Origin of the sequence: Luteibacter sp. 329MFSha (assembly GCF_900111665.1) — a bacterium.
Taxonomy (GTDB): Bacteria; Pseudomonadota; Gammaproteobacteria; order Xanthomonadales; family Rhodanobacteraceae; genus Luteibacter.
Window position 1 is genome coordinate 1,383,645 of record NZ_FOJE01000001.1, and the last position, 25,672, is coordinate 1,409,316.

A 25,672-nucleotide genomic window follows, 5' to 3' on the forward strand; every position below is an offset into this window, starting at 1 on the left:
AGGAACGACCCATGGGCGACGCACGCCGCTATCACAGCCTCTCCTCGCCGTTCCGCATGAAGCGCGGCGGCGAACTGCACGGCGCGCGCGTCGCGTTCGAGACCTGGGGGACGCTTTCCGAAGCGCGCGACAACGCGATCCTGATCCTCACCGGCCTGTCGCCCAGCGCGCACGCGGCCTCGAACGCCGAGGATCCGACGCCGGGATGGTGGGAGCCCATGATCGGGCCGGGTCGCGCGTTCGACACCGACCGATTCTTCGTGATCTGCGTCAACTCGCTCGGCAGCGACAAGGGCTCCACCTGCCCCGCCTCGATCGATCCCGCGACGGGCGCGCCGTATCGCCTGACGTTTCCCGAACTCTCGCTCGAGGATGTCGCGAACGCGGCGTGGGAAGCGGTCACCGGACTCGGCATCGTCCAGCTCGCCTGCCTCGTCGGCTGCTCGATGGGCGGCATGGGCGCGCTCGCTTACATGCTGCTGCATCCGGGCGCCGCGCGCACGCACATCAGCGTGGACACCGCGCCGCAGGCGCAACCGTTCGCGATCGCGATCCGCTCGCTGCAACGCGAGGCGATCCGTCTCGACCCGCACTGGAACAAGGGCCAGTACGCGGGCGACGAATGGCCGGAACACGGCATGGGCATCGCTCGCAAACTGGGCGTCATCACCTATCGCTCGGCGATGGAGTGGAAGGGTCGATTCGCGCGCATTCGCCTCGATCCCGACGATCGCGACGAGACCTCGCCGTTCGGTTTCGAATTCCAGGTGGAGTCGTACCTCGAAGCCCACGCCAAGCGCTTCAACCGCCAGTTCGATCCGAACAGCTACCTGTACCTGTCGCGTGCCAGCGACTGGTTCGACGTGGCGGAGTACGGCGACGGCGACGTCATGCGCGGCCTGGCCCGGATCCAGGTGGAGCGCGCGCTGGTCATCGGCGTGAGCACGGACATCCTGTTCCCGCTGGAACAGCAGGAAACGATCGCCAAGGGACTGGAAGCCGCCGGCGCGCACGTCGATTTCGTGGCCCTGGACTCGCCGCAGGGCCACGACGCCTTCCTCGTCGACATCGACAACTACAGCCGGGCCATCGGCGGGTTCCTGGCCTCGATCTGACCCCCGGTTTGCTATGATCGGGGGCGAAACGGGCCCCCACGTCTTCCCCACGAGGTTCCACCCATGATCACCGTCGACTTCCCGGGCAGCCGCAAGCTCATCGACGCCATCGACACCGCCGTGGCTCAGCCGAGCACCCCGGCCCTGACGGATTCCCTGCGCAACGCGCTGTGCCGCCTGATCCGCTCCCAGGAGGTCATCCTGCCCTCCTGCGTCATGGAGACCGCCGGCGACCACTACGCCCGCCGTGAGCTCTATCGCAGCGACGAGCACGGCTACAGCGTCGTCGCCATGACCTGGGGCCCCGGCCAGGGCACCCTGATCCACGATCATTCGGGCATGTGGTGCGTCGAAGGGGTCTGGAACGGCGCGCTTGAGATCGTCCAGTACGAGCTGCTCGGCCACGATGCGGAGCGCTACCACTTCCGGCCGGTCGGCTCGATTCAGGCGGGCCCCGGCTCCGCCGGCAGCCTGATTCCGCCCCACGAGTACCACACCATCCGCAACCCCAGCGACGACGCGGTGGCCGTCAGCCTGCACATCTACTCGGGCCGGATGACCCAGTGCGCCGTGTTCAACCCCGAGGGCGACGACTGGTACCACCGCACCGAACGCAAGCTGGGCCTCGACCAGGTCCATTGATTGACGCATAATCGCGGGCCCCAGCCGAAATGGCGGAACCGGTAGACGCGGCGGACTCAAAATCCGTTTGTAGAGATACAGTGTGGGTTCGAGTCCCACTTTCGGCACCAGAGACGAAACACCGGGCAAGCCCACGGCTTTTCCCGGTTTTCGAAAGACCCGCCCGCAGGCGGGTTTTTTGTTGCCTGACGTAAGCATGCCTTCCGCCCTGTCCGCCAAGGCTCCAGGGCAAGCATGCCTCAGAGATGCCCGAGTAAATGCAGCGCGACACCTCCCAGGCAGCAGAGCGCGAGCGTGGCGATCATGCCCGCCTTGAACCGGAACAGCAGGACCGCCGCTGTGACGGACAACAGCAGTGACGCGCGATCGAGACTGGAGAGGTCCGGTATCTGCAGCACGAGATGCCCGAGCGAATGCGCTTCGACCCTCGAGAACAGCGTATGCAGGCCGAACCAGACGGCTAGGTTGAGGATCACGCCGACGACGGCCGCGGTGATGGCATTCAACGCCGCCTTCAGCGCATGGTTATTGCGCAGCGCTTCCATATAGGGCGCGCCGACGAAAACGATCAGGAACGACGGGGCGAACGTGACCCATTTCGCCAGGAGTCCGCCCAGCGTACCCGCGACGACCGGTGAAAGCGCACCGGGTTGGCGATAGGCCGCCATGAAACCGACGAACTGCACGACGCTGATGAGCGGACCGGGTGTCGTTTCCGCCATGCCCAATCCGGCGAGCATTTCGCCCGGAGCCAGCCAGTGGTAGTGCTCCACCGCCTGCTGCGCCACGTACGCCAGGATCGCGTACGCGCCTCCGAACGTCACCACCGACATCTTGGTGAAGAAATACGCGATATCGGTGAAGACGTCACCCGCTCCCGCCCACGCCAGGAGCACGACGAGTGGAGCAAGCCAGACGGCCAGCGACACCGCCAGAACCTTGAGTATCCGGCGATGGTGCGGCAGGACGTGCGTTGGAACCTCCACCGCGAAGGCGGCGTCGAGAGCCGGCAGCGGGCCGCTGTCCGGCGTGTCCATCGCGCTACCGGCCGCACCGCCTTGCAACCCCGCGATACGCAGACGGTGGCCGGCCCAGCCGATGGCCGCCGCGGAGGCGATGATCAGCGGGAACGGCACGCTCAGAAAGAAGATCGCGACGAAGGACAGTACCGCCACTACCGCCAATGCCCTGCTGTTGAGTGCGCGCCGTCCCACGCGAAGCACCGCTTCGAGGACCACCGCCAACACCGCGGCCCTCAGTCCGAAGAACAGCGCGTGGACGGGGCCCACGTCGCCATAGCTGGCATAAACCCAGCTCAGCACGCCCAACGACAGCAGCCCCGGCACGATGAACAGCAGGCCGGCGACGAGGCCGCCGCGCACCCTGTGCAGGAGCCACCCCATATAGATGGCCAGCTTGTGCGCCTCGGGTCCGGGAAGCAGCGTGCAATAGTTGAGCGCGTGCAGGAACCGCGTTTCGCTGATCCAGCGTTTTTCTTCCACGAGGATACGGTGCATCACCGCGATCTGCCCGGCCGGACCGCCGAAGCTCAGGGCAGCGACGCGAACCCACACCCATGACGCTTCGCGAAACGAGATTCCGTGACGCAGGTGGGCGGGTGCTTCGGGCATGGCATCCTCGATCGAGCGGTGGCATGACGTGGATGAACTCGGGTTCGACCATCGTAATCAGTTGCGCGATGCCTGGCACCACGAAGGCATCGCGGCCTTCACGCCACGCCTGCGCCACGCGTCAGAAGGTATCTTCAGCAGGAGGACGAACCGATGACGAAGAAAAGTAAGCAAAGCCTTTTCACGCGCATGGCCATGGCGGTCTCCAAAGCCGCCGGAAAACCGGCGACGTTCGCCGCAGCCGCGGGCATCGTGGTGCTCTGGGGCGCGAGCGGCCCGGTCTTCGGCTTCGGGGACACCTGGCAACTGGTGATCAATACCGGAACCACGATCGTCACCTTCCTGATGGTTTTCCTTATCCAGAACACGCAGAACCGCGACACCGAAGCGATGCAGATCAAGCTCGACGAGCTGATCAATGTGATGAAAGGCGCCAACGCCGCACTGCTCGACCTGGAACAGCTCGACGAGAAGACACTCGATGCGATCCGCCGGAATTACACGAAGCGAGCCGCCGAGGCGCGCAAAAACCTGGGTTGCGAGGATCGTCCAGGCCATGAAGCGGACGGGATCACCCACTGACTCAGGTGGCGCGGTGCCCTGGCGAACCTTGTATGCGTCGGCGCCGTGCACCGCCACTAACGCGTGGTCGCAGGCCGCAAGACGCCGCCTGCGAAGTCCTTCGGCGTCACCTAATCCCTCTGCACATGCCACGCGATGGGCATGTGCTTCGCGTCGCAGCCGCGCGAACAGACGAGGGCGTTGTACTGTCCGGCGAATTCGAGCGTCGTACCGTCGGCAAGTTGCAGAACCAACGCGCCGCCGGTGGCCGGGAGGGGATCGCCGATCAGCTCGTTGCTGACGACGGCGACATCGACCGAGTGGGCATCCGGCCCCCACGTCCAGCTCGCGTCGCCGCTGTCGCCGCGTATGCGTATGTCGGCGGGATTGCCCTTTTCGACGCTGATCAGATGCCATTCGTCCCGATGACACGCGGTCGTGCCTAGCGCGAGCGCCGCCAGTGTCAGTCCTGCGATGAGCCTCACGGCATTCCTCCCGATGGTCGATCTCATCTCATCGGCCGTGCAGGCGGGAACTGAAGCGGTTCCGCCGGTCACGCCCACGTAACTCGTGAGAGTCCAAGGTCGTGACATGACTCCGGGGGGAGTGCTCGGTGGCGATCCACTAAGGCGTTCCCGTGAAAACTGATGAAATCAGTGAATGTGTCAGACCGCGCACGCTTCGACGCCGGGCGCTGTCACCGCCGCATTGGCAGGCCCAGACCTTCCAGGTGACGCTACGTCGCGAGACATTCGAGTGCGATGTTACCTACTGTCGCGTCGGGGCATCGCTTCGCTGGACACTGCACGCGACCGGCGACGGGCGGTTTCGCTCCGGCATCGCCCGGACGGGCGCCACGTCGATCCTGGGCGTGCCGCCGGACGACGTATCGCGCATCCTGCGCAACGACGTCACCGTCGCGCTTCAGGCCGAGGTGCTTTTTCACGCGACCACGTGGGTTCGCTGAGCCGCCGTCGGCTCCCACCAGATTCTCGTGGGGGCTGCTACCGGAGGGGTGGGAGCGGATCGCATCCGCGATGGGTGCTTGCGGCGAGCCTGCCCGCTGCCGCGGGATCGCCGATGCGATCGGCTCCCACCAGAGCTCATGTGACGGTGCTACCGAGGGTGGATGGTCGCCGCAAGCTTGCCCGCTGCCGCGGGATCGCCGATGCGCTCGATCAGGCGATGAAGCCACCGTCGATGTCGATGCTCGCGCCGTTGATGTAGCGTGCGTTCGGGCCGGCGAGGAAGGCGACCAACGCCCCAACCTCTTCCGGCTTGCCGAGACGGCCTACCGGGATCATCGGCACGAGCATCTCCGCGTAGCCTTCGGTCATGTCGGTGGTGATCGGGCCCGGCTGCACGTTGTTCACCGTGATGCCGCGCGGACCGAGGTCGCGCGCCAGACCGCGGGTCATCGACTGCACGGCCCCCTTCGAGCTGCAATAGAGCGCCGCGCCTTCGACGCCGGCACGCTCGGCGCTGATGCTGCCGATGCTGATGATGCTGCCACCCTCACCCATGAAAGATGCGGCGGCTTTCGCACCCACGAATACGGCGCGCACGTTGACCGCGAAGAGGCGGTCGTAGTCGTCGACGGAAGTCTCCGCCAGCGGGGCATGCACGAGCAGGCCGGCGCTGCTGACGAAGATATCGAGGCTGCCGCTCTGGCCGGCGGTCTCGGCGACCGCCGCCACCAGCGCCTTGTCGTCGGCGCTGTCGACCCGCACGGCGCGAGCGCGGAGTCCACGGCCCGCTAGTTCGCCGACAAGGGCGTCCGCCGCGGCCGAGGCGCTGGCATAGGTGAAGGTGACGTGCGCGCCCGCTTCGGCGAGGGAGCGAACGATGCCCGCGCCGATGCCGCGGGACCCGCCGGTCACCAGGGCGGTCTTGCCTTCGAGAAAACGAATGGTCATGGTATGCCTCAAGTTATGGAACGAGTAGTCAAGTAATGGGTGTAAAAAAGGGGCGTCGCCGCCCTGAGTTTTAGCGTCACCGTCCTTGATGGAAGGCGGGGCTCGGTCAGGCCCATGAACAGAGCGTAGCACTTAATTGACTGTTCAGTCCAGTTAATTATCCCAAAGCGCGCATGGCGATCCCGACGATGCCCTGCAGCGTGGACAGATCGGCGCCCGCGCGGGCCGCGATCTTCAGACCCGACAGCGTGGCGAGCAGGAACTGCGCGGTGGCCGCCGCGTCGAGATCGACCGCCAGCTCGCCCCGCGCGATGCCCTCGCGAATGCGGCTCTCGAACGCGAGGACCGTCCGGCCCGCGATCTCGTCCGTCACGGCCTTGACGTCGCTCGCGAAGGTGCCGAACTCCGTGATGGCGTGGATGCCGAGACACGCCCGGGCGGTGGTGACGGAGGTCGCGTTCTTCGCGAAGCCGAGCAGCGCCTGTTCGATGCCTTCCCGCACGAAGGTCGATGCGAACATCGCCGACAGCGTCATGCCGACGCTGTCGTTCGAATAGGTGCGGAGCGCTTCGAGATAGAGGCTGCGCTTGTCGCCGAAGGTGTCGTAAAGGCTCTGCCGGCCGATCTTCATGGCGTCGAGCAGCATGGGCGTCGAGGTGCCCTCGAAGCCGTGCATGGCGAACGTGTCGATCGCCCGCTGCAAGGCGGTGTCCCTGTCGAACTCGCGGGGGCGCGCCATGGCATCACCGTTTCTGGAACGAAAAGTCCACAAAAGCATAGCACCGGCGACGCGGTGCCGCGAGGCTACAGCTCGCGCACGATCCGAAAACCGACGCGCGCGTTGCGCAGGTCGGCCGGCGCGCCCTGCCGGTACGCGGAGCGGACCATGTCCGGCGCGCTGCCCCACGAGCCGCCGCGGATGACGTGACGCCCGCAGCCCGGATTGACCCATGCCTCGCCGCTGCGCGGCGCACGGATGTAGTTGTCGTGCCAGCAGTCGGCGACCCATTCGGACACGTTGCCGCCCATGTCGTACAGGCCGAAGGGATTGGCGGCGAAGCTCATCGTCGGCGCCGGGCCCCAGTAGCCGTCCTTGTAGCCGCCGAACGCGTTGCTCCAGCGGCGGCCGGAGCCGGAGCGATCATTCCCGCCGGTCAGGTTCTCCAGCCGGGACGACGGTGCGCCATCACCCCACCAGTAGCGCGACGTGCTGCCGGCGCGCAGCGCGTACTCGAACTCGGCTTCGCTCGGCAGCCGGTAGGTCTTGCCGGTGCGCTTGGACAGCCAGTCCGCGTACGCCTTCGCGTCGTTCCAGGAAACGTTGATGACCGGGAGGCGATCCTGGCCGGGCTTGCCGGCGTAGTCGTCCTGCCAGGTCACGGTCGGATCGTCCCGCAGTCCACCGCTTTGCTCGTCGTAGATGCTGCCGCCGCCCTTCGACTGCGATTCGGGCACGTAGCCCGTGGAGCGCACGAAGTCGCGGAACTGACCGATGGAGATCGCGCTTCGCGCCATCGCGAAACCCTTGTCGATCGTGACTTCGTGCGCCGGCGCCTCGTTCGCGTCGTGCCCGGCCTCGCCGTCCGGGGAACCCATGAGGAACTTGCCGGTGGGAATCACGACCATGGCGGGCGCCTGCCCCGCGGAGTCGACGAAGCGGTCGGCGAAGACCTGCCCCGGCTTGTAGCTGGCATACAGGCGCGCGTTGGTCACGCGTTCGTTGAAATCGTCGATGCCCGCCAGATCAGGGCTGATCTTCTGCGCGTTGGCCGCCAGTTGCTGGGCCAGTTCGATGTTGCCTGCGTCGAGCGCGGAGCGCGCCTGGGCGAGCATGCCCGCGGCGTTCTGCCGGCGCATGCCCTCGATGCGGCCACGCGTGTCCTGTAGGGCCTGCGATTCGGGCTCGATCGCGGCGGCCTCGGCCAGCGCCGAGTCGGCCGTGCCGAAGTCGTTCTGCGCGACCGCCGCGAGCGCCCTGTCGAGCACGGTGCGCTGGACGTTGGTGATGCCCTGCTCCGCCACCGCGTTCTGCGGATCGATCTCGAGCACCTCGCGATACGTGTCGAGCGCGCTGTCGCCGCGCGGCTGCGTGGCCTTGCCTTCCTGCAGTTGCGACGCGGCCTTGCCGAGCATCGGCCGCACCTTGTCGAGCACCGCGAGCTTCTGCTGCAGCGGTGCCGCATCGGTGGACGAGGACGGCAGCGCCTTGAGCGCGCCGAGGGATTCGCGCGCGGCGTCGGCGTCGCCCAGCGCGATGTCCTGCTCGATTTCCGCCGCGAGTCGCGCGCGAACCTCGCTCAGGCCGGCGAGCGCCCGCTGGCTATCCGATTTCTCTTTCAGGGCGAGTTCGAAGAGCGCCGCCGCGCTGTCCTTGCCGCCCACCAGCCGGTCGCCCGCCAGCGCCTTGTCGCCGCGGTCGAGCAAGGCGGTGAGCTCCGGCGAATCCGGGGTCTTCTGCGCCGGCAGCTCGACGTCCTGCGTCTTCTCCCTGCGCCGTGCCGCGATCACCGAGGCCGGCGCCAGCATGATCGGCGGCCCCGCGTCGATTTCGGAAACCTGCGACGGCGGCGCGGCCTGCGGACGCTGGTCGAAGCCCATCACCGTCGGTTGGCCACGCAAGGGCGTGCGCGCCGTGCGCTGGGTGGGCTGGACGTGCAGCGCCTGCGGGAAGAAGTGATAGAAGAGCCCGAACGCGAGCACGGCGACGCCCAGCGCGCCGCCAATGGCGCGCTGTCGGCGGACGGTCTCGGTATTCGGCATGGTGGGCGGTTCCGTGCGGGCCTGCTATCGTGCGGTGCCACCTTAGGGAATCGCGCGCGACAGGGCAACACGCACCATCGGCGCGGCCCGAGCCTCACAAGGATCCTGCATGACATCGAGCGATCTCGCTCCCCACGCTCCCTGGATCGACAGCCGCGAAGCGCTGGACGCCTGGCTGGCACCGATCGGTCCGGGTACCGTCGTCGGCCTCGACACCGAGTTCATGCGTCGCAACACGTTCTATCCACAGCTCGCCCTGCTCCAGCTCGCGCACGACGGGCGCTACGCGCTGATCGACCCGTTGGCCGTGCCGCTCGGCGACGCGCTGGCGCCGACGTTCGCGGCGCAGCCGGTCGTCACCGTGATGCACAGCGCGGGTGAAGATCTCGAGGCGATGTCGCCTTTCCTTCCCGATGGTCCGCATACCCTGTTCGACACCCAGATCGCCGCCGCCTTCGTCGGCATGGGGCTGGGCATCAGCTATCGCGCGCTGGTCGCGGAGCTCGTCGGCGCGGAACTCGACAAGGGCGAGACGCGCAGCGACTGGCTGCAGCGTCCGCTCACCGAATCGCAGAAGCTGTACGCCACGCTGGACGTCGTCCACCTTCACCCCGTGCACGCCATCCTCGCCGAGCGCCTCGCCGAACGTGGGCGCACCGGGTGGCATGCGGAGGATTGCGCGCGCATGAAGCGCCGGGCGAGCCATCGCGAAGGCGATCCGCAGCCGCAACGCGGCGTGAAGCCGGCCGCCGAGTGGCCGATGGAACGCCAGGCGCTGCTGCGCCGCGTGCTGCGCTGGCGCGAGACCACCGCGCGCGAGCTCGACAAGCCGCGTTCCTGGTTGCTCGAGGACGCGCAGGCGGTGGATCTCGTGGGCCGCCTTCCCGAGACGCCGGCCAGCCTCGACGAACGGACGCGCGGCACGCGCGCCCTGCGCTCTCCACAGCGACAGGAGCTGTTCGATCTCCTGCACCGTCCGGTCGAGCCGGACGAAGTCGCCGCCACGGCGCCGATCGTCGGTCACCCGCTGGGCGACGCCAAACGTGCCATCAACGAGATGCGCAGCGCCGTCGACACGCTGGCCACCCAGCTCGATCTCCCGCCCGGCCTGCTCTGCGCGCGTCGCTCCATGGAGGAGTTCGTGATGACGAAGACATGGCCCGAGGCGCTCGAGGGCTGGCGCCGCGAGGTGCTGTTCGACCGGCTGTCGCCGCTGCTGCCGGATTGATGCATGCGACCCGTTGGCAGACGCGTTCGCCGCTGATATAGTTCGCGCTTCGTGGGGCGGTAGCTCAGCTGGGAGAGCGTCGCGTTCGCAATGCGAAGGTCGGGAGTTCGATCCTCCTCCGCTCCACCAATCATCCCGCCAGGAAAGCGTGCTCCGCGTTGTCGCGTAGCGCGCTTTCTTGCTTTTGGGCCGAAGGAACACCCTCGGGCGCCCGGTTCGTCCAATACCGCCCAGTGACGCGGCGCGAGACTCGCGCCACCCCCACTGCCGAGCCGCCCCATGACCGCGTACGTCGTCTTCATTCGCGAGAGCACCCAGGATCCGGACGAACTCGCCACGTACAACGCCACGGTGAAGCCGAGCTTCGAAGGCCACCCGATCGCGTTCCACGCGCTCTACGGCGATTACGAGGTGCTCGAAGGCCCACCGGTCGAGGGCGTGGTGATCGTGTCGTTCCCGACGATGGACGAGGCCCGCGCGTGGTACCACAGCCCGGCGTACCAGGCCGTCGCGCAGCACCGCTTCAAGGGCGCGACGTACCGCTCGATCCTCGTCCAGGGCGTCGACTGATCACACGGAGCCAGCCATGAGCACATTGCTGCCAGCAAGCGCTGAAGGGGAGAAGTTCGGACCCCTCCCCTTTCCCGTCACCTTCGAGATCGTCGTGATCCCGGTCGCGGACGTCGACCGGGCGAAGGACTTCTACGCGCGGCTGGGCTGGCGATTCGACATCGATTACCGGGACGAGCACGGCTTTCGCGTGATCCAGTACACGCCGCCGGGTTCGGGCTGCTCGCTGATGTTCGGTGAGAAGATGACGACCGCGACACCGGGCTCCGTGCAGGGCCTGCACCTGGTCGTTCCGGACATCGTGCGTGCGCACGACGAGTTCGCGCGCCGTGGCGTCGACGTGAGCGACATCTTCCACGACGCCTACGGTGTGTTCCACCGACCCGCCGGCGAGAACCGCATCAGCGGTCCCGCCGAGGGTCGCAAGAGCTACGGCTCGTTCCTTTCCTTCCACGACCCCGATGGCAACGAGTGGATCGTGCAGGAAGTCACCGACCGGCTGCCCGGTCGCGTGTGAGTCGCGAACCGCTCACCAGGGTAGCGTCTTGCCCAGGTGGGTGAACGTGCCGGTCGGGCCATCGTCGGCCAGCAACGCCATGCCGACGCTGCTCTTCGCGCCGGTCGGCACGTCGATCTCGCCCTGGCCGCCGTTCATGTCGGTCTGCACGTAGCCCGGGTGGATGGCGTTGACCTTGATCGGCGTGTCGCGCAGTTCGTAGGCGAGATGGATCGTCCACGCGTTCAGGGCGCTCTTGGAGGCGTCGTACGCCGGCACCTTGAAGCCATAGACCGGCGACGCGGGGTCGACGTGCATGGCCAGCGAGCCCAGCACGCTCGACACGTTCACGATACGTGCCGACGGCGACTTCTTCAGCAGCGGCAGGAAGGCCTGCGTGACGCCGACCACCGCGAAGAGGTTCGTGTCGAACGTCTCCCGCCACGTGGCCAGCGACTGTTCCGAGGGCGCCTTGCCGATGTCGTCGAGGAAGATGCCCGCGTTGTTGACGAGGATGTCCAGCCGTCCGAACCGGGTCTCGACGTCCGCCACGGCCTTCGCGATGCTCTTCGGATCCGCGACGTCGAGCACCAGCGCCTCCACGGGAAGCCCCGTCGAGGCCAGCGCCGCGACGGCTTCCTTCGTGCGTCCCGGATCGCGTCCGGCAAGCAACGCCAGCACCCCGGCTTCGGCGAGCTGCTTCACCGTCTCGCGGCCGATGCCGCGCGTGGCGCCCGTGACGAGCGCGATCTTCTGCGATGTGTTCATGCTGATCCTTCTCGGATGGGTTCGGGAGGAACGGCCGGAACGGCCGCCACCACCGGTCGACATTGGGACAGCCGTGTCACGGATAAAGTGGGCCGGAATCACCCCAGGTAAGGACGCTCCGCCGCGAACAAGACGCGGCTGGCGAACGTGCGCCACGCCTGTGGCGCCCGCTCGCCGAGCACGGAGAGGCCGGCGAGGTACGCACGCGCGCGCAGCTGCATCGGCACCCCGTCCAGTTCCGCCTCCGCCGAGGTCGCGGCTCCCTTGCGCACCGCGGCGATGAAACGCTGCACCTTGCCGACGGCGCCCGGCGTATCGAAGCCTTTCTCGACGCCCTCCAGGACCTTGGCCACCGCGGGGTCGGCCGCGCTCACCCCATCGGCCAGCGCCAGCCATACCGTCTGCTCGTCGAGGCCATCGGCGGGCGCCAGCTTCGCGACGCGTTCGCGCAGCGCCGCCGGCGCGCCACGGGACGCGGCGGCCATTCGCAGCACATGGGCCTCGATCGGCGTCCCCCTGGCGGCCGTTACCGCGTCGTCGAGGCGCCCCCCGGCGAGAAGCACCAGCGAACGATAATCGCCATCGGGCACATGGACGGTGTCTTCGAGTCGCAGCATGGTGCCGATCCACGGCGACATGCGCGCGAACGCCTCTCCGTCACGCGCGGCGGCCGCCGGTTCCACCAGGCGTTCGACGCGGAATGCCTCCGGTGCGATCGCCTGGCGCAAGGCCGGGCTCCCGGCGAGGGCGACCCGGTACGCCGCGAGCGACTCGGTGTATTTCCCGTGCTGGCTGAAGCTGGTAGCCGCCGCGTTGGCGTACCACGGCGACGCCGGCCAACGAGTGAATCCCGCTTCGAACGCGGTATCCCGCGCGTCGCCATCGGGCAGGCAGCGCGTGGCGAGGTACGACAGGTCGGCGGCGTCCGGCGACGCGTCGGCGAGCGCACGATGCTTCGCGCACACGGCGTCGCGCGCGGCACCCTTCGCGAGGTTCTGCTCGGCGCGCATCGCCACGATGTCCATCGGAAACTGCGCCCGGCGCGCGGCGAAGGCATCGCCGAAACCGGGCAGCTCGGCACCCAGCGCGAGCCAGTCGAGCAGGTACGTCGAATCCGGCGCGTCGTGGCGCACGTGCGCCAGGACGAGCGTCGCCAGCTCGCTCTTGTTCACGACCTGGTCGGCGTACGTCTCGGGCGTGAGATCGCTCGCGGCGTCAAGCACGCTGCGGCTGCCGCCGCCGGACTTCGATTCGATACGCTGCGGCGGCGCTTCGAACAGCACCTCCGCGGACGTCGGCATCCAGCGCTGCGGCGTGGGAATGGCCGGAGGCACCGGGGCGACATTGCCATAGACGGCGGTCCATGCCCGCAACATGCCCGCCTGGGCGACGTTGTAGACGACCTGCTCGGCGGAGCGGTCGACCGTCGCGGTGAACGATTCGATCGGCTGTCCGTCGAGCGCGTGCGTCTCGACCTGCACGTCGCCACCGCCGCGCACCGTCACCACCGCATGCGCACCCGGCTGAACCTCCGCGCGGTGGCCGTCGATCGTAGTCACGACCGTTCGGGCCAGACCGTTGTAGACGGTGATTTTCGCGCGGTCGACCATCCAGCCGAAGACGAGCACGGAACCGACGATCGCCACGGCGACGACGGTGCGGGCGAGCGCCGGCACGAAGCCGCTCGCGCCGAGAAAGCGGTCCCAGAAGCCTGGCTTGTCGACGCGCTGTCCGCGCTCGGTGCCGACGCGCAGCGTGTCGTACGCCGGTGGCGCGGAAGGAACGACGTCCGGCGCGGCCGGTGGCGCGACGCCGCGCGTCGCATCGGCGACGACGGCTTCGGCGCGCAGCAGTTCGTCGAGCGCCGCGCGGCGCAGGGCGCCGATCGTTCCGGCCACATGGCCGACCCAGCCGTCGACGTGACGCAGCCAGTCGTTGATGTTCTCGCGGCTCGGCGCGTTGAGGCCCAGCTCGCCGAGCGCGGCCGACCAGCTCTCGGCATCGAGCTCGCGAAGGATCGCCGCCCCCGGCTGCACCTGCGCGGCGATGTCGTACGCTCCATAAAGCGCGCGCCAGACATCGTTGGACGCCGCCATGATGATGCGCGCACCCTTCTCGTCGATGGCGCCACGCACGGTCGCCCGTCGCCAGGCCTGTCCGAGGCCCGCCTGCGCATCGCGCAGGTTCGCTTCCGCGTGTTCCGCGTAGAGCAGGATGCCGAGCACGCCCAGCAGGTAATCCCGCCACGCCGCGGAGATTCGCCCCGCCGCCGAGACATGCAGGCTGCGTACCGACTTCATCGCGTCTTCCAGACGGGCGCGGAGTGCCTTGCGCTCCGCATCCACCGCGGCGATCGCGTCGGGAAGCTCGTTGCGCCGAAGGATCCTGCCGCGATGACGGATCACGCCATCGGGCGCGTCATAGACGCGATCGCGCAGGGAACACAGCAGCGCGTGTTCGCGATCGACGGAGCGAAGGCGCTCCAGATCGTCACCGATCGCCGAGGGATAGAGTTCGTCCCGTTGCAGGGGACGCGACACGGGCACTTCCGCGTGCAGCTCGTCCACCCGGGTCACGTGCCGCGTGACGGGGAACCCGAGGTAGATCCCCCGGTAGTGGGCCTTGAGGTGTTCGCGCTCGAATTGCGAATCGAGGCGATCGACCGTGACCTGCGACTCTGCCGGCGATTCCGCTTCGCCGACCAGCTCCCGGGTCATGCGTTCGCGCAGGCCGGGCGCGTCGTCGAACACCGTCCACGCGCTACGGTCGTCGACCGGCGCGTGCAGGTAGACGCGCTTCGCATTGTGCTCGCGCTCGTGGTTCATCGGATGCGTCGACCACATGCGCGGCGGCTGCGCCAGTTCGCCTTCGAACACGCGGAACGCGGCGGCGCCGTCCACCGGGACGACGGGACGCGTGCCGTAGGCGGGATCGTTGTAGATCCGGCCCAGCCGCTCGGCGATGGCGTGGTGCACGGCGAAGAGATCGGCGGGCGGCAACTTCGCGGCGGCTTCGCCCCGCGCGAAGTTCACGGCGCGGTCCCAGGCGTCGTCGGCCACCTGCAGACGATGCAACGCGCAGATCAGCGCATCGCTTCCCGTCAGCGACACGGCCACGAGGTCCGCCTGCATCTCCATCTCGCGGGAGAGCGCGCGCTGGGCCACGACGACGAGCCGGAAGGCGATGTCGACGACCGCGCGCAACGCCCAGATCACCGTCCCCAGCACCCAGCCGATCCAGGCGATGCGGAAGTCGAACCGGGACAGCTGACGCAGGAACGTATCGAGCGCGTCGCGCCGACCGACGATGTGCGCCGCGATCTGCTGCGTCGTGTACACCCAGCGACCGACCGCCATGGAGCGCTGCGCGAAGTGACCGAACTCGTGCGCGAGCACCGCCTTGAACTCGCTCATGTTGAGCATGTTCACGAGCGCCAGGCCGATCTCGAGATTCTTGCGCGAGGGAAACAGGAGGTTGAGCAGCGACAGATCGTAGAAGACCGCCGCGTTGACCCTGCCCGACGCGAACACGCGATGCGCACGTGGCGCACCCGCGTCGTCCGCGATCCGGTCGAGGAAGGCGAACAGGCGCGGCTCCTCCGCGCGTGTCAGTTCGATACCGTTGTTTCCCGAGCCGCCCTTCCTCACGAAGAAGAGCCCCTTGATCATGAAGAAGGCGAGGAAGAGGCTCGACGCTCCCACGCCGAAACGGAGCACTCCGTTTCCGCCGCCGATGCGGCTCAGCTCGTTGACGCCGATCAGGACGAACCACGCCGTGAGCGCGAGATACACCGCGATGAACAGCACCAGGCTGCCCACGGCGATCCAGGCGTGGCGTCGGTACGACGCGCCAGGACGCGTGAAGGCCGCCGGCACCTCGGCCGGCCCGGCCGGATAGATCGTTTCCATGATTGCCCCCCGACAATGACGACCGGAGTGTGCGGCGGCCCCACGCGCGCCGTCAATCACCTGCCCCGACAGCTATCGATCAGGACAGAGCGGCTTCGAGCAGGGGACGGGCCCAGACCGGCGTGCGTCCGAGCGTCGCCACGTCCTCGGGCCATTGAAGTTTCCCGTGCCTTACCCGAGCCAGCAGTAGCGGATCGGGAACCGCGGCGCCGTGCGGAACATCGACGCTGTTGTCGTAGATCTGCAACGAGGCGATCGACGGCATGAGGGCGATCAGGTTCTCCATCGCGGTGCGGTACCGCTCGCGGATCTTCGCCTCGGGAATGTCGTGTCCGCCCGCCGCGACGCGCGCCCGCACGCGTGCGATGTGCTGTTCCGGCGAAGAAAGGCCACAAAACCACATGAGGACATCGTGCGTCCGCGCGGCTGCGGCGATGCGACGCGGGACCGTATTGCCGCCCAACGTCGTCTCGAAGGCGTAGGCGCTTCCCGTCGCCACCGCTTGGTCGAGCCGTCGCATGCCTTCCTGCCACGCTTCGGCGTTGGCGCGAACCTGATCGTACCCGCCCAGCGACAGCAGTTCGCGCGCGAACGTGTCGGGGTTGAACCAGTCGAGGCCGGCCTGCCGCAGCCGGTATCCGCCGATGGAACTCTTGCCTGCGCCGTTGACCCCCGCCAACACGTAAAGCGCCGGACGTCCGGTCAATGGCTATCCCCCGCCTTCACCTGGCCATCCAGTGTCGTGACGCCATCCATCAGGGCGCGCAGGCGATCGCTCGCGTCGGCGGCCTGCAACGACGCCAGCCGTTCGTCGAAGCGCAGACGCAGCGTGTCGAGCGCGGACGCCTGACGGACACCGGCATCCTCGAGGGCGTGGAGAATCTGACTGTATTCGTCGGCCGAAAGGATCACGGCCTCGGGTTCACTGTGGTTGGTGACCACCACCTTGCCCTTCCGTGCGATGGCGCGCATGACGCCACGCCATCCCAGCTTCTTGACGTCCGAAGCGGGCGTACGGGGCAGATCTTCGATCGCATCGAGTTTGAGCGTCAGTGCCATGGCGGCCTCCGCGTGATTTGAGGCCATTATACCCATAAAGGCCAATCTGGCCCATCGACACAGGAACGACGCCCTCGGCGGCAGGCTCCTCGTGCCAACGACCGGAGCACCGCCATGACGCCACTCGACAAACCCCTCAAGCGCGAACTCGTCGTCGACGGCGCGGCGTACACGCTGTCCATCGACCCGGATGGGTTGAAGCTGGTGCCGAAAGGAAAACGGAACGGCATCGCGCTCGCCTGGAAGGACATTCTCAACGGCGACGCCGGCCTCGCCGCCGCCCTGCAGGCGTCCGTGGGCGGATGACGCTATATCATCCGGCCTAGCCCCAATGGCCGACGAGCTGTCATGTCGCCTTGGCATGGTGTTTGCGGCGACAATATCAGGCTTGGCCGAGACTTCGCGACGAAGACGGCCTGACTTTTCAATGCCGCTGCCGGTCGCGCGCGTCCGGTAGCCGCCAAGGGTGAAGTTGGCAGGATGGGACTGATGTCGTTGAAACCGCCGCGCGCCGCGCGTGCGCCCCGAGGGCGGCTCTGCCTTGCCCTGCTGCTGGCCCTGCAGGGCCCGCTCGCCCATGCCCTCGATGCCCCGGCCGGGCGCGACGCCCTGATGGCGCAGATCCGGCAGGAACGCGACGCGGGTCGTCGCGTCGACGCCCTGGCCCACTGCCAGGCCCTGCTCGACCGCTGGCCGGACGACCGCGAGGCACAGGCGCTCAACGTCACTTTATTGACGGAATTGGGCGCTTCGACGCGCGCCGGGGAACTGGCCTCCGCGCTCCGGCCGGCACCTGGCGTCGCGGAACGCTTCCACCTGGATGCCGACCATGTCGCCCAGGAGATCCGCTGGGCAGAGGGAGAACCCGCCGATCCGAAGCACCCTTACGCGGAAGCGGACCGCGCCGTCGCCGACGCGCGCCAGCTGGTCGACGATCCGCTGCTACCGGCCGACCTGCGGCAGCGCGCCGAATTCGACCTGCTCGTGGCGCTCGACCGCGCCGGCAGGGCCGAGGAGGCCGTCGCCCGTTACGACGCCCTGAAGGCGAAGGGCGTCGCCCTTCCGCCGTACGTCGAGCGCGCGGTCGCCGACGCGCTGCTGGTCAGGCGTCGCCCGGCCGAGGCCGCGCGTCTGTACGAAGACAGCATCGCGAAGGATCCGGGCCCCTACGACGTGACCGAAAGCGAACCGCGCATCGGCCTCATGTACGCGTATCTGGAATCCGGCCAGACACGGAAGGCGATCCAGACGATCGACGAGCTGGCCGCCCGGGAACCGACCTGGAGGCGTATCCCGGGTATCCGGCTACCCCTGCAGAACCCGCGCAAGGTCGACGCCGACCTCAACGCGGCGACGCTGCGCGAGTACGTGGACATGCCGGCGGAGGCCTATGCCCGCCTCGAGCCGATGCGTCGCGAAGCGCCGGCGAACGCGCAGATCCGCCGCGAGCTGGGCATGGTGGAACTCGCCCGCGGCTGGCCGCGTCGCGCGCAGGACGATTTCAACATCGCGGCGACGCTGGATCGCCGCGACCTCGGCGCGTACATCGGCGAGGCCGATGCGGCGCGCGTGCTCAACGATTACGAAGGCGTCGACGAGAACCTCGCCATGGCGCAGACCCTTGGCGACCGCAACGGCCGCGTCGACCGCGCCGTGAAGGCGTGGGACCGCGAGCGCGGCTGGCAGTTCGACCTCGCCACCGAGCAGGGCAAGGGCTCGAGTCCGGATTTCGGCGACCGCGACGGCACCACGCAGGCCACCATCGCCAGCCCGCTGATCGACGATCACTGGCGCGTGCTCGCGCTCGGTCGCTATTCGACCGCCGACCTTCCCGAAGGCGACGTCCGCCGCAGTCGCGTGGGCCTCGGCGTCCGTGGCTACGCGCGTGGACTCGAAGCGTACGTGCAGGTTCTGCCCGCCACCGACCGCTACGTCGGCAAGACCGCGCTCGAAGCCGGCTTCGACTGGTCCATCACCGATCACTGGGCCTGGGCCGCCGACTTCAGCACGGCGGGCGAAGACACCCCGCTGCGCGCGCAGTACTACGGCATCTCGGCGAAGACGCTCGATACGGCGGTGACGTGGCGCGCGAGCGAGCTGACCCAGGCCCGCGTCGGTCTGTCGCGCGATCGCTTCACCGACGGCAACACGCGCACCGGCTGGCTCGCCAACGTGATCCAGCGGCTGCACACCGCGCCGAACCTCACGATCGATGGCGGCGTGGAACTCGGCGGCTCGATGAACACGCGCACCGATCGCCCGTACTTCAATCCACGCCGCGACTACAGCTACGCGCTGACCGGCCGCCTCGAAAACCTGCTCGGCCAGTTCTACGAGCGCAACGTGACCCAGCGCGTCGACGTCGCCGTCGGCCAGTACGCCGAGAAAGGCTTCGCGACCGACTGGATGGCGACCGTGCGCTACGGCCAGACCATCCAGACCGCGCCCGGCTTCCGCCTCGGCTGGGGCCTGGGCTGGCACAACCAACCTTACGATGGCAGGCGCGAACACCGTGTCGTCCTCGACCTGACGCTGCACTGGGGAGAATGAGTACGATGCGCCCGCTGTTGATCCTGCTTGCCCTCCTCGGGCTCGCGCTTCCCGCGTTCGCGCAGTCGTCGCCGGAAGCGCCGGCGCGCCCGGCCCTGATCGTGCTCGGCTACCACGACGTCCGCGACGACGTGCGTACCGGCATCGATCGCGATCCGGATGCCCTGAGCACCGACCACCTCATCGCGCATTTCGACTGGCTCAAGGCGAACGGTTACAACGTCGTCAGCCTCCAGCAGGTCGTCGACGCGACCAACGGCGGCGCGCCGCTGCCGCGCGACGCCGTGCTGCTCACCTTCGACGACGGCCTCGTCAGCTTCTACACCCGCGTCTATCCCCTGCTGCGCGCCTACCACTATCCCGCCGTGCAGGCGCTGGTCGGATCGTGGATGGACATGCCCGCCGGCCAGCGCATGCCGTACAACGGTGCCGACTGCGACCGCTCGTGCTTCCTCAGCTGGGAGCAGGTCGAGGAAATGCAGAAGTCGGGGCTGGTGGAGTTCGCCTCGCACTCGTGGCAGATGCACCAGGGCATGAACGCGAACCCGCAGGGCAACCTTCTGCCGACGGCCGCCGCGCTCGCCTACGACGCCACGAAACAGCGTTACGAGACGGTCGACGAGTACAAGGCACGCATCCGCGCCGATCTTTCGCGCAGTGCCGACGAAATCGAGAAGCACACGGGCGTGCGCCCCCGCGCCGTCGCCTGGCCGTACGGCGCGTACACGCAGGTCGGCCGCGACGTCGCGCGCGACCTCGGCATGCCGGTGACCTTCAGCCTCGGCGACAGACTGCCCACGCTCCTTCCCGGCAAGACGATCCCGCGCATCCTGGTCAGCGACAACGTCACCGCAAACCGCCTCGGCTGGCTGATGCGCCATTCCACGCGTATCGATCCGGTGCGCGCGGTCCAGATCGACCTCGACTACGTCTACGACCCGGACCCGGCACAGCAGGACCGCAACCTGTCGAAGCTGCTCGACCGCATCAAGCGGCTCCACCCCAGCCAGGTCTGGCTTCAGGCGTATTCGGATCCGGACGGCGACGGCGTGGCCGATGCCGTGTACTTCCCGAACCGTCACCTGCCGGTGCGCGCCGATCTCTTCTCGCGCGTCTCCTGGCAGCTGCGCACCCGCGCGGGCGTCCGCGTGTACGCCTGGATGCCGGTGCTCGCCTTCCGCTTTCCGCAAGGTCGGGACCTGCCGTCGCTCGGCGGCGAGCCGAAGGCCGGCGGCGACCATTTCCGGCTCGCGCCTTACGATCCGAAGGTCCGCGCGATGATCGGCGACGTCTACGAAGATCTCGCCATGCATGCCGACGAAGCCGGCGTCCTCTTCTCCGACGACGCGTACATCCGCGACACGGACCGCCTCGGCCCGTGGGCGAAGAACACGCCCGCGCAGAACACGCAGGCGCTGATCGACTTCACGCTCGAACTCGCCACGCGGATGAAGCGGTGGCGTCCGCAGTTGCTGACCGCCCGCAACATGTTCACCCGTCCGATCGTGCAGCCGAAGGCGGAGGCCTGGTTCGCGCAGAGCCTGCCGGCGTTCAACAAGGCGTACGACATGACCGCGGTGATGGCGATGCCGCAGTTGGACAAGCAGGCCGACACGCTCGCCTGGTATCGGAAGCTCGTCGACGCCGTGGCCACGACGCCCGACGCGCTGGAGCACACGCTCTTCGAATTCGCCACGCAGGACTGGCGCACGAAGCAACCGATCCCCGACGCGACGCTCGCCGAGCGCATGCGCGCCGTTCAGGCGAAGGGGGCTCGCCACATCGGCTACTACCCCGACGACTTCATTCGCGACCACCCTGGCCTCGAAGCCATACGCCCGACCATTTCGGCGTCCGACTATCCCTACCCGGAGCCCGCGCGATGAACGGCGGCCTTGTCCACGCGTTGCTCGAGTTCGCGTTCTATTACCCGCTGGTGATGTCGCTGATCTGGATGAGCGGCGGCGTCATCTACTTCATCCGCTGGGAGCGTCGGGAACCCTCGCGCGTGCGTCCGCGGATGCTCGGCGAATACCCGATGGTGAGCCTCGTCGTGCCCTGCCACAACGAGGGCGAGCAGGTGCGCGAGACGATCGCGCACCTCGCCTCGCAGCAGTATCCGAACTTCGAGATCATCGCGATCAACGATGGCTCCACCGACGACACGGGCGCACAGCTCGACCAGCTGATGGAGCAGTACCCGGCACTGCGCGTGATCCACATGTCCAGCAACCAGGGCAAGGCGATGGGGCTGCGCGCCGCCGCGCTGGCCTCGCGTGCCGACTTCCTGGTGTGCGTGGACGGCGACGCGTTGCTCGACGACTACGCCACGCACTGGATGATGATGCACATGCTCGAGAGCCCGCGCGTCGCCGCGGTCACGGGCAACCCGCGCATCCGCAACCGGTCGACGCTCCTGGGCAAGCTCCAGGTCGGCGAGTTCTCGTCGATCATCGGCCTGATCAAGCGCGCGCAGCGCGTCTACGGCCGCATCTTCACGGTCTCGGGCGTCATCGCCTGCTTCCGCAAGAGCGCGTTGCACGATGTCGGCTACTGGAATACCGACATGGTCACGGAAGACATCGACGTGAGCTGGCGGCTGCAGATGCGCCACTGGGAGATCCGCTACGAGCCCAACGCGCTGTGCTGGATCCTGATGCCCGAGACGCTCCGTGGCCTGTGGAAACAGCGCCTGCGCTGGGCCCAGGGGGGCTCGGAGGTGCTGTTGCGCTACACGACGAAGCTCTTCAAATGGCGCCAGCGCCGCATGTGGCCCGTGGCGTTCGAGTACGTGATGAGCCTGCTGTGGTCGTACACGATGGCGATCATCGTGACGCTATGGGTGCTGGGCCGGCTCATGCCCCTGCCGCCGTCGCTGTACATCGACACGCTGCTTCCCCAGTGGCACGGCGTGGTGCTCGGCGCGATCTGCCTGCTGCAGTTCCTCATCAGCCTGCTCGTCGATCGCCGCTACGAAACGCGCATCGGGCGCAACTACTACTGGATGATCTGGTACCCGCTGGTCTACTGGGTACTCAACACGGCGACCTCGATCGTCGCGATGCCCAAGGCGCTGATGAAGCGCAAGGGAACGCGTGCGGTATGGGTCAGCCCGGACCGGGGCCTGCGATGAAAGCCGAAGCCATCCTCATCCAGCGGCCCGAACGCCAGTCGAAGGCGCAGAAAGCCGTCTTCGCCGCCATCACCGTGGTCGCGTGGCTCTTCTGGGCGTTCCTCTGGCTGCCGCTGGTGACGCTGGGCGCCTGGGCCTTCGGCCTGCGCAACGCCTACGTGCAGCTGCACGTGCTCTCACCGATCAGCGACGGGGGCGACATCAACGTCATCCTCATCGTGGCGATCGTCTGTGCCGTCGTGTTCACCGGCTGGTCGAACTACAACCGGGCGCGGTTCTCGGGCAAGCAGAAGCGCCGCGGCAACAAGCCGGTCGGCGTGGTGGAAACCGCCGCCGCGATCGGAGCGACGACGGAAGACGCCACCCGCCTCCTGCATCACCGCCGCGCGGTGATCAGCGTTTCCGACGCCGGTTTCCTCTCGGTCGACGACGTGCGCTGATCCAGACGGGCTGGCCGCGTGCCTTGTAGGAGCGGCCCTGGCCGCTCCCACAAGGCATCGAGTCAGTCGATCGCTTCCAGCAGATAGACCCCGAACGCCGGATCCGCCGAGATCCACTCGCGCTCGACGCGCCACCCGCCACGGGCCGCGAGCCGCGCGAACGACGCGGGCGTGAACTTGTGCGAGTTCTCGGTGTGGATGGATTCGCCCGCCGCGAGAGGGAACGTTCGCCCGGCGATCGTCACATGCTGGTCGACGCGGCTGACGAGATGCATCTCGATGCGTTCGCGTTCCGCGTTCCACAGCGCACGGTGCTCGAACGCGTCGACGTCGAAGTCGCCGCCAAGCTCGCGGTTGACCCGCACGAGGACGTTGCGATTGAACGCCGCGGTGACGCCTTCGGCATCGTCGTACGCCGCCAGCAGCACGTCGATGTCCTTGACCTGGTCCGCGCCCACGATGAACCGCGCTCCCTCACCGAGTCGTTCGCGCACCGAGCGCAGCAGATCGGCCGCCTCGTCGTGCGTGAAGTTGCCGATCGTCGAGCCCGGGAAGAACGCGACCACGGGCCGGCCGGCGAACGCCCTGGGAACCTCGATATCGCGGGTAAAATCGGCGACCAGCGGATGCACGGTCAGCGACGGATACGCGGCGCGAAGGCGCTTCGCCGCGCCATCGAGCGCGTCGGGGCTGATGTCCACCGGCACGTAAGCGGATATCCAGGGCGCGGCGTCCAGCAGCATGCGCGTCTTGTCGCTCGCGCCGCTGCCCAGTTCCAGCAACACGGCGTCTTCGGGGATCGACGCCGCGAGCGCCGGTGCGATGTCGCGCAGGAGCGCGGTCTCGGTGCGCGTCGGGTAGTACTCGGCGGTCCGACAGATCGCTTCGAAGAGTTCGGAGCCCGTCGCGTCGTAGAAGTATTTCGGCGAGAACGTCTTCGGCGCCGAGGACAGACCGGCGAGCGTGTCGCGCAGGAAGGCCAGGCGATCGGTGTCCGGCGCGGTGCCGCCGTCGCGTGCGAGCCGCACGCCGGAGAACATCCATCGCTGCGCCGGACGGTAGAAGTTCCGGTACGTCGGACGCGCGTGGCCGGCCGGCGTCACGCAGGCGCCGCCCCGCAGCACCATCTGGCCGCTCATGAACTTGCCGTTGTACTCGCCCACGGCGTCGTCCGCCGGTTTGAAGCCGGGGTACGGCGCGTACGCGCTCGCGGTCCACTGCCAGGCCACGTCGTCGATCTGGCGCAGGTCGTCGCGCGTGCGAACGGCGTGCTCCCATTCGGCTTCGGTCGGCAGCCGCGCGGCGGCCCAGCGGGCGAACGCGTCGGCCTCGTAATAGCTGACGTGCACGACGGGGGCGTCGGGATCCACCGGACGCCAGCCGCCGGGGGTCATGTGCGACCAGGCGGTGCCGTCGTGCTGCCAGTACAGCGGCGCGTCCCAGCCTTCCTCCTGGCATTGCGCCCAGCCATCGGACAGCCACAGTTCCGGACGCCGGTAGCCGCCCTGCGCGATGAAGGCCAGCCACTGACCGTTCGTCACCAGGCGGTCGGCGATCTCGAAGGGCTCGAGCCAGACCGTATGCGCGGGACCTTCGTTGTCGAAGGCGAAGGCCCCGTTCTTCACGCCGATCGGCACCGGCCCTCCACCGACCGGGCGGAACCCCGCGACGCCCTCGGAGGGAAGCCCCGGCCACGCCGGATCGAACGCCGGTTTCAGTGGCGATTGCGCGAACAGGTGCTGCACGTCCATCACCAGGAGCTCCTGATGCTGCTCCTCATGAGCGAGGCCCAGCTCGAAGAGCGCCGCGAGGTCCGCGGACAAGCCCTGTGCCAGAAGCACGCGCATGTGGGCGTCGACATGCTCGCGATACGCCAGCACGTGCTCCGTCGCCGGACGCGTGAGCAGCCCGCGCATGGGCCGCGGGTGGCGGGGGCCCACCGCGTCGTAGTACGAGTTGAAGAGGTAGCCGAAGTCCGGGTCGAAGACGCCGTAACCCGGAAGGTTCGGACCGAGCAGGAAGGTTTCGAAGAACCACGTCGTGTGCGCCAGGTGCCACTTCGCCGGACTGGCATCGGGCATCGACTGCACCACCATGTCTTCCGCCCCCAGCGAGGCGACGAGGGCGAGCGTGCGGGCCCTGACCGTGTCGAAACGGTCGGCCGTCGAGGCGGCGGCGGGTCCTGGCCGCGCGGCGGCGGCGCCGGGCGGCGCGGGGGTGTCGAACATGGCGTGCATGGGGAACTCCGTGGTGCGGCGGGGTATCAGTCCGGCGTGTGCTCGATGCTGACGCGGTCCGCGTAGAAGGCGAGGTGGTCCCGGATCGGCGCCACGGCGTCGTAGGGGGCCTCGTAGGTCCAGATGGCGTCGGTGGCGCCGGGCGCGTCGCCCGGGAGGCTGAAATACGACGCCTCGCCCTTGTACGGGCAGTAGGTGTGGGTATCGCTGCGGCGCAGCGCCTCCATTCGCGCGTCGTCGCGCGGCAGGTAGAAGACGGGGCGATAGCTCGCCTCCCGCAACACGAGGGCGGCGCGGGAGTCGACGATCACCTCGTCGCCGTAGCGGACGACGACACGGCCACCGGCTGGTTCGACGGTGATGGGATGATCGGGACCGGGGATCCTGCGGGGACGTTCGGACATGGCGCGTTCCTCTTTCCTCAGGGGGTCTCCCCATCCTGCGACCCATGGGCGGCGAATCCAAGTCGACTGCCCGGAACAGGTGAGATTACCGATTCGCATGAATCGCGATCTTGTACGGTTTTCGCCGTTTCCGCGGCATGCTTGCCGGACTTCTTCACACATGGCCACCCCGCGCCTTTACCATGGCGCTGCGTCCTCCGGGGGGAGGCGGATGAGCCCGCGTGCCTAAACATCCCGACGAGCCGGCCGATATG

24 protein-coding genes and 2 tRNA genes are annotated in these 25,672 nt (G+C 68.1%); 15 read left to right on the top strand and 11 right to left on the bottom strand.

Features of this window, described 5'->3' with window-relative positions; all coding sequences use genetic code 11:
- The first annotated feature begins 11 nt into the window (after positions 1-11).
- The 3 genes from BMW54_RS06070 (at position 12) to BMW54_RS06080 (ending at position 1,867) form a co-directional block, all read left to right on the top strand.
- On the top strand, positions 12-1,115 hold the full coding sequence (locus tag BMW54_RS06070) for a homoserine O-acetyltransferase MetX (protein WP_090053789.1): 1,104 nt from the start codon (positions 12-14) through the stop codon (positions 1,113-1,115).
- A 63-nt stretch (positions 1,116-1,178) separates the two neighbouring features.
- The gene (locus BMW54_RS06075; RefSeq protein ID WP_090053791.1) at positions 1,179-1,757 is read left to right on the top strand and encodes a cysteine dioxygenase family protein; all 579 of its coding nucleotides are present in this window, start codon (positions 1,179-1,181) and stop codon (positions 1,755-1,757) included.
- A 23-nt stretch (positions 1,758-1,780) separates the two neighbouring features.
- Positions 1,781-1,867 (top strand) — tRNA-Leu (locus BMW54_RS06080).
- 129 nt (positions 1,868-1,996) lie between these two features.
- Here the strand turns inward: BMW54_RS06080 and chrA are convergent.
- Positions 1,997-3,388: a chromate efflux transporter gene (gene chrA / locus BMW54_RS06085; RefSeq protein WP_090053793.1), complete on the bottom strand. Its 1,392-nt coding sequence runs from the start codon at positions 3,386-3,388 to the stop codon at positions 1,997-1,999.
- On the opposite strand from chrA, the gene BMW54_RS18760 reads away from it, so the two are divergent.
- On the top strand, positions 3,387-3,545 hold the full coding sequence (locus tag BMW54_RS18760) for a hypothetical protein (RefSeq protein WP_175472783.1): 159 nt from the start codon (positions 3,387-3,389) through the stop codon (positions 3,543-3,545). The two genes, chrA and BMW54_RS18760, sit on opposite strands and share 2 nt — an antisense overlap.
- Positions 3,542-3,970, top strand: a complete 429-nt coding sequence (locus BMW54_RS06090) for a low affinity iron permease family protein (protein WP_090053795.1) — start codon at positions 3,542-3,544, stop codon at positions 3,968-3,970. Before BMW54_RS18760 ends, BMW54_RS06090 begins: the two co-directional genes overlap by 4 nt.
- Before the next feature lie 110 nt (positions 3,971-4,080).
- Here the strand turns inward: BMW54_RS06090 and BMW54_RS06095 are convergent, their stop codons facing one another.
- Positions 4,081-4,434 (bottom strand): hypothetical protein, encoded by a 354-nt coding sequence (locus tag BMW54_RS06095; protein WP_090053797.1) that lies wholly within the window; start codon positions 4,432-4,434, stop codon positions 4,081-4,083.
- Positions 4,435-4,679: 245 nt separating this feature from the next.
- Between BMW54_RS06095 and BMW54_RS06100 the strand changes: the two genes are divergently transcribed.
- Positions 4,680-4,916 carry a hypothetical protein gene (locus tag BMW54_RS06100; protein ID WP_090053799.1) on the top strand — a complete coding sequence of 79 codons (237 nt, stop codon included), beginning with the start codon at positions 4,680-4,682 and terminating at the stop codon, positions 4,914-4,916.
- Between the two features lie 211 nt (positions 4,917-5,127).
- Here BMW54_RS06100 and BMW54_RS06105 read toward each other — a convergent pair whose 3' ends face one another.
- The 3 genes from BMW54_RS06105 to BMW54_RS06115 form a co-directional block, all read right to left on the bottom strand.
- Complete coding sequence (locus tag BMW54_RS06105) at positions 5,128-5,865, bottom strand: SDR family oxidoreductase (RefSeq protein ID WP_090053801.1); 738 nt, start codon at positions 5,863-5,865, stop codon at positions 5,128-5,130.
- A 157-nt stretch (positions 5,866-6,022) separates the two neighbouring features.
- A complete protein-coding gene (locus tag BMW54_RS06110) occupies positions 6,023-6,604 on the bottom strand; it encodes a TetR/AcrR family transcriptional regulator (protein WP_090053803.1) in 582 nt (193 codons plus the stop codon).
- Between the two features lie 65 nt (positions 6,605-6,669).
- Positions 6,670-8,625, bottom strand: a complete 1,956-nt coding sequence (locus BMW54_RS06115; RefSeq protein WP_090053805.1) for a formylglycine-generating enzyme family protein — start codon at positions 8,623-8,625, stop codon at positions 6,670-6,672.
- Between the two features lie 109 nt (positions 8,626-8,734).
- Here BMW54_RS06115 and BMW54_RS06120 point away from each other — a divergent pair, with 109 nt between their 5' ends.
- The 4 genes from BMW54_RS06120 (at position 8,735) to BMW54_RS06135 (ending at position 10,940) form a co-directional block, all read left to right on the top strand.
- Complete coding sequence (locus tag BMW54_RS06120) at positions 8,735-9,853, top strand: ribonuclease D (RefSeq protein WP_090053807.1); 1,119 nt, start codon at positions 8,735-8,737, stop codon at positions 9,851-9,853.
- Positions 9,854-9,906: 53 nt separating this feature from the next.
- A tRNA-Ala gene (locus BMW54_RS06125) sits at positions 9,907-9,982 on the top strand.
- A 150-nt stretch (positions 9,983-10,132) separates the two neighbouring features.
- On the top strand, positions 10,133-10,423 hold the full coding sequence (locus tag BMW54_RS06130) for a DUF1330 domain-containing protein (protein ID WP_090053810.1): 291 nt from the start codon (positions 10,133-10,135) through the stop codon (positions 10,421-10,423).
- A gap of 16 nt (positions 10,424-10,439) precedes the next feature.
- Positions 10,440-10,940: a VOC family protein gene (locus BMW54_RS06135; RefSeq protein ID WP_090053812.1), complete on the top strand. Its 501-nt coding sequence runs from the start codon at positions 10,440-10,442 to the stop codon at positions 10,938-10,940.
- 12 nt (positions 10,941-10,952) lie between these two features.
- Here the strand turns inward: BMW54_RS06135 and BMW54_RS06140 are convergent, their stop codons facing one another.
- The 4 genes from BMW54_RS06140 to BMW54_RS06155 all read right to left on the bottom strand — a co-directional run bounded on the left by BMW54_RS06140 (position 10,953) and on the right by BMW54_RS06155 (position 16,654).
- Complete coding sequence (locus tag BMW54_RS06140) at positions 10,953-11,687, bottom strand: SDR family oxidoreductase (protein ID WP_090053814.1); 735 nt, start codon at positions 11,685-11,687, stop codon at positions 10,953-10,955.
- Positions 11,688-11,785: 98 nt separating this feature from the next.
- On the bottom strand, positions 11,786-15,595 hold the full coding sequence (locus BMW54_RS06145; RefSeq protein ID WP_090053816.1) for a M48 family metallopeptidase: 3,810 nt from the start codon (positions 15,593-15,595) through the stop codon (positions 11,786-11,788).
- 79 nt (positions 15,596-15,674) lie between these two features.
- Entirely contained in the window at positions 15,675-16,301 is a 627-nt protein-coding gene (locus tag BMW54_RS06150; protein ID WP_090053819.1) for a hypothetical protein, read from the bottom strand.
- The gene (locus tag BMW54_RS06155) at positions 16,298-16,654 is read right to left on the bottom strand and encodes a type II toxin-antitoxin system prevent-host-death family antitoxin (RefSeq protein ID WP_090053821.1); all 357 of its coding nucleotides are present in this window, start codon (positions 16,652-16,654) and stop codon (positions 16,298-16,300) included. The genes BMW54_RS06150 and BMW54_RS06155 overlap by 4 nt, the downstream gene beginning before the upstream one ends.
- A gap of 114 nt (positions 16,655-16,768) precedes the next feature.
- Here BMW54_RS06155 and BMW54_RS06160 point away from each other — a divergent pair, with 114 nt between their 5' ends.
- From BMW54_RS06160 to pgaD, 5 genes are all read left to right on the top strand, one after another.
- On the top strand, positions 16,769-16,960 hold the full coding sequence (locus tag BMW54_RS06160; RefSeq protein WP_090053823.1) for a hypothetical protein: 192 nt from the start codon (positions 16,769-16,771) through the stop codon (positions 16,958-16,960).
- 183 nt (positions 16,961-17,143) lie between these two features.
- Entirely contained in the window at positions 17,144-19,204 is a 2,061-nt protein-coding gene (gene pgaA / locus BMW54_RS06165) for a poly-beta-1,6 N-acetyl-D-glucosamine export porin PgaA (protein WP_175472784.1), read from the top strand.
- 5 nt (positions 19,205-19,209) lie between these two features.
- Positions 19,210-21,090 (top strand): poly-beta-1,6-N-acetyl-D-glucosamine N-deacetylase PgaB, encoded by a 1,881-nt coding sequence (pgaB, locus tag BMW54_RS06170; RefSeq protein ID WP_175472785.1) that lies wholly within the window; start codon positions 19,210-19,212, stop codon positions 21,088-21,090.
- A complete protein-coding gene (pgaC, locus tag BMW54_RS06175) occupies positions 21,087-22,337 on the top strand; it encodes a poly-beta-1,6-N-acetyl-D-glucosamine synthase (RefSeq protein WP_090053829.1) in 1,251 nt (416 codons plus the stop codon). Before pgaB ends, pgaC begins: the two co-directional genes overlap by 4 nt.
- Complete coding sequence (gene pgaD, locus BMW54_RS06180; RefSeq protein ID WP_175472786.1) at positions 22,334-22,777, top strand: poly-beta-1,6-N-acetyl-D-glucosamine biosynthesis protein PgaD; 444 nt, start codon at positions 22,334-22,336, stop codon at positions 22,775-22,777. Before pgaC ends, pgaD begins: the two co-directional genes overlap by 4 nt.
- Before the next feature lie 62 nt (positions 22,778-22,839).
- Here pgaD and egtB read toward each other — a convergent pair whose 3' ends face one another.
- Together egtB and BMW54_RS06190 are read right to left on the bottom strand one after the other, a co-directional pair.
- On the bottom strand, positions 22,840-25,014 hold the full coding sequence (gene egtB / locus BMW54_RS19150) for an ergothioneine biosynthesis protein EgtB (RefSeq protein ID WP_217642618.1): 2,175 nt from the start codon (positions 25,012-25,014) through the stop codon (positions 22,840-22,842).
- A 26-nt stretch (positions 25,015-25,040) separates the two neighbouring features.
- Positions 25,041-25,418, bottom strand: coding sequence for a DUF427 domain-containing protein (locus BMW54_RS06190; protein ID WP_090053834.1), 378 nt, complete (start codon positions 25,416-25,418; stop codon positions 25,041-25,043).
- Positions 25,419-25,672: the final 254 nt, after the last annotated feature.

Excerpts from the sequence above, each read along its gene's own strand:
- BMW54_RS06070 (WP_090053789.1), top strand. The coding sequence starts at position 12 with ATGGGCGACGCACGCCGCTATCACAGCCTCTCCTCGCCGTTCCGCATG.
- BMW54_RS06075 (WP_090053791.1), top strand. The coding sequence starts at position 1,179 with ATGATCACCGTCGACTTCCCGGGCAGCCGCAAGCTCATCGACGCCATC.
- BMW54_RS18760 (WP_175472783.1), top strand. The coding sequence starts at position 3,387 with ATGGCATCCTCGATCGAGCGGTGGCATGACGTGGATGAACTCGGGTTC.
- chrA (WP_090053793.1), bottom strand. The coding sequence starts at position 3,388 with ATGCCCGAAGCACCCGCCCACCTGCGTCACGGAATCTCGTTTCGCGAA.
- BMW54_RS06090 (WP_090053795.1), top strand. The coding sequence starts at position 3,542 with ATGACGAAGAAAAGTAAGCAAAGCCTTTTCACGCGCATGGCCATGGCG.
- BMW54_RS06105 (WP_090053801.1), bottom strand. The coding sequence starts at position 5,865 with ATGACCATTCGTTTTCTCGAAGGCAAGACCGCCCTGGTGACCGGCGGG.
- BMW54_RS06110 (WP_090053803.1), bottom strand. The coding sequence starts at position 6,604 with ATGGCGCGCCCCCGCGAGTTCGACAGGGACACCGCCTTGCAGCGGGCG.
- BMW54_RS06115 (WP_090053805.1), bottom strand. The coding sequence starts at position 8,625 with ATGCCGAATACCGAGACCGTCCGCCGACAGCGCGCCATTGGCGGCGCG.
- BMW54_RS06120 (WP_090053807.1), top strand. The coding sequence starts at position 8,735 with ATGACATCGAGCGATCTCGCTCCCCACGCTCCCTGGATCGACAGCCGC.
- BMW54_RS06130 (WP_090053810.1), top strand. The coding sequence starts at position 10,133 with ATGACCGCGTACGTCGTCTTCATTCGCGAGAGCACCCAGGATCCGGAC.
- BMW54_RS06135 (WP_090053812.1), top strand. The coding sequence starts at position 10,440 with ATGAGCACATTGCTGCCAGCAAGCGCTGAAGGGGAGAAGTTCGGACCC.
- BMW54_RS06140 (WP_090053814.1), bottom strand. The coding sequence starts at position 11,687 with ATGAACACATCGCAGAAGATCGCGCTCGTCACGGGCGCCACGCGCGGC.
- BMW54_RS06145 (WP_090053816.1), bottom strand. The coding sequence starts at position 15,595 with ATGGAAACGATCTATCCGGCCGGGCCGGCCGAGGTGCCGGCGGCCTTC.
- BMW54_RS06155 (WP_090053821.1), bottom strand. The coding sequence starts at position 16,654 with ATGGCACTGACGCTCAAACTCGATGCGATCGAAGATCTGCCCCGTACG.
- BMW54_RS06160 (WP_090053823.1), top strand. The coding sequence starts at position 16,769 with ATGACGCCACTCGACAAACCCCTCAAGCGCGAACTCGTCGTCGACGGC.
- pgaA (WP_175472784.1), top strand. The coding sequence starts at position 17,144 with ATGTCGTTGAAACCGCCGCGCGCCGCGCGTGCGCCCCGAGGGCGGCTC.
- pgaB (WP_175472785.1), top strand. The coding sequence starts at position 19,210 with ATGCGCCCGCTGTTGATCCTGCTTGCCCTCCTCGGGCTCGCGCTTCCC.
- pgaC (WP_090053829.1), top strand. The coding sequence starts at position 21,087 with ATGAACGGCGGCCTTGTCCACGCGTTGCTCGAGTTCGCGTTCTATTAC.
- pgaD (WP_175472786.1), top strand. The coding sequence starts at position 22,334 with ATGAAAGCCGAAGCCATCCTCATCCAGCGGCCCGAACGCCAGTCGAAG.
- egtB (WP_217642618.1), bottom strand. The coding sequence starts at position 25,014 with ATGCACGCCATGTTCGACACCCCCGCGCCGCCCGGCGCCGCCGCCGCG.
- BMW54_RS06190 (WP_090053834.1), bottom strand. The coding sequence starts at position 25,418 with ATGTCCGAACGTCCCCGCAGGATCCCCGGTCCCGATCATCCCATCACC.